Source organism: Streptomyces ossamyceticus, from assembly GCF_001418475.1.
GTDB classification, from domain to species: domain Bacteria; phylum Actinomycetota; class Actinomycetes; order Streptomycetales; family Streptomycetaceae; genus Streptomyces; species Streptomyces ossamyceticus.
This window is the reverse complement of record NZ_LIQX01000725.1, coordinates 1-1,693: the sequence shown is the minus strand read 5'-3', so window position 1 is coordinate 1,693 and position 1,693 is coordinate 1. Positions and strand designations below refer to the sequence as shown.

General features: G+C 70.2%; 2 protein-coding genes. Both read right to left on the bottom strand.

Features of this window, described 5'->3' with window-relative positions; genetic code table 11:
* Window positions 1-193: 193 nt before the first annotated feature.
* Window positions 194-781, bottom strand: a complete 588-nt coding sequence (locus AOK15_RS37575) for a Uma2 family endonuclease (RefSeq protein ID WP_055523230.1) — start codon at window positions 779-781, stop codon at window positions 194-196.
* 114 nt (window positions 782-895) lie between these two features.
* On the bottom strand, window positions 896-1,579 hold the full coding sequence (locus AOK15_RS37570) for a GDSL-type esterase/lipase family protein (protein WP_055523228.1): 684 nt from the start codon (window positions 1,577-1,579) through the stop codon (window positions 896-898).
* Between the last annotated feature and the right edge of the window lie 114 nt (window positions 1,580-1,693).

Below are 1,693 nucleotides of genomic sequence, written 5' to 3'. Positions count from 1 at the left end.
CCCGGCCCAGCCGCTGCCCGGCCGCCCCCGCCACCACCTCGGGCCCACCCCTCGTCGCCGTACGCGACGCAGCCCTTGCCCACGCCGACCGCGCCATCCAAGCGAGCGGCGACGCCCCGGGCAAGCCCGCGCCCGGCCCGTGAACGGGTCTTGGCCACACCTTGGCGGCCCCTTGGCGAGGCCGGGCGGCGGCTCAGTCGCGGGGGAACTCGTCGGTCTTGAGGGTGAGGCCGACGACGGTGTCGGTGAGGTCCAGCTCGTAGCCGAACGGGATGGTCGTCTCGATGACGTACTCACCCTGCTTGGGATTCCGGTACAGGTGGCACTTGCCCTGGTACGGGTCCGCGATCAGGTAGACGGGGACCTCGGCGGTCGCGTAGGCCGTCTTCTTGGGGCCGTAGTCGTTGGCGGCGGTGCCCTTGGAGATGACCTCGGCGACGAACTCGACGTCCTCGCAGCTCCACTGGCCCTTGGAGTCCTGGACGGCGTCGCGGGACACCAGGGTCACGTCGGTGGAGAACCCGTTGAGGTGGCCCGGATAGTCGATGCGGACGTCGGACTTCAGACGCCTGCGCGGGTATGCGGTGCGCAACTGTTCGATTATGTCCAGGATGATCTCCCAGTGCGTGTCCCGCTGCGGCGACATGAAGATGGCCCCCTCGACGATCTCGACCTTGAATCCCTCGGGGACGGGCATCTGCTCCAGCCACTCGAACATGGTGTCGAGCGTGAGTTCGCCGTCGTGCTCGGCCATCTCGATCCTGTCGTCAAGGACGGTCATCGTGGCGCTCCTCCCCGGCTGCCGCCGGGTAGCGAACAGCCGCGCAGTGCAACGATACGCACGGTGACCAGGACACGTGCGGCACCGAGGAACTCGGTTGCCCCGGTCCCGGGCCTACGGCAGTTCGTACGGGCCGCCCAGGTCCCACGCCTCGTGCATCGCGTTCGCGAAGGCCGCCGCGATGCGGTGTTCGCCGGAGGCGTTGGGGTGGGTGCCGTCGTAGGTGTCCAGGTGGATGTCGTAGGCCGGGGGCGGGGACGCCAGGAGCAGCTCCGAGCGGGGCTCGTCGAGGTCGGCGGCCGTCTTGGCGAGGAGCTCGTTGAAGCGGGCCACCTGGGCGGCGAAGGCGGCGTCGCCCTCGGCGCGGACGTTCGGGATGACCGGCAGGAGCACCATGCGGACGCGTGGGTCGGCCTCCCGCGCGGCGGCGACGAAGCGGCGCGTGTTCTCGACGGTCTGCTCGGCGTCCGTGTAGAAGCCCAGGTCGATGAGGCCGAGGGAGACCAGGAGGACGTTCGCGTGGTGGGCGCGGACCGCGTCGGCGATCAGCGGGGCCATGTGCAGCCAGCCCTCGCCCCAGCCGGCCAGGTGGCCACGGGGGAAGCGGGGGTCGCCGTCGGCGTAGTCGTACGACGTGGCGGCGTCGGTCGCCTTGTCGTGGAGCGACTCGCGCGGGCCGACGATCCCGAAGGGGCCGTCGTACGACGCGCACAGGTGCTGCCAGAGCCGGTAGCGCCACGTGTGTTCGCCCGCGCTCCCGATCGTCATGGAGTCGCCTACGGGCATGAACCTGAGCATGGGCTCATCATGAACGATCGCTACCCATCGGTAGGAGGGACTGGGTTCACACACCCCTGTGAGCATCACCACGTGGTGCGGGACGACGGCCCCGCGAGCTCTCCCACCCCCGCC

Bases quoted from the DNA above. Each gene is read 5' to 3' on its own strand.
- AOK15_RS37575 (WP_055523230.1), bottom strand. From the start codon at position 781: ATGACCGTCCTTGACGACAGGATCGAGATGGCCGAGCACGACGGCGAA.
- AOK15_RS37570 (WP_055523228.1), bottom strand. From the start codon at position 1,579: ATGCTCAGGTTCATGCCCGTAGGCGACTCCATGACGATCGGGAGCGCG.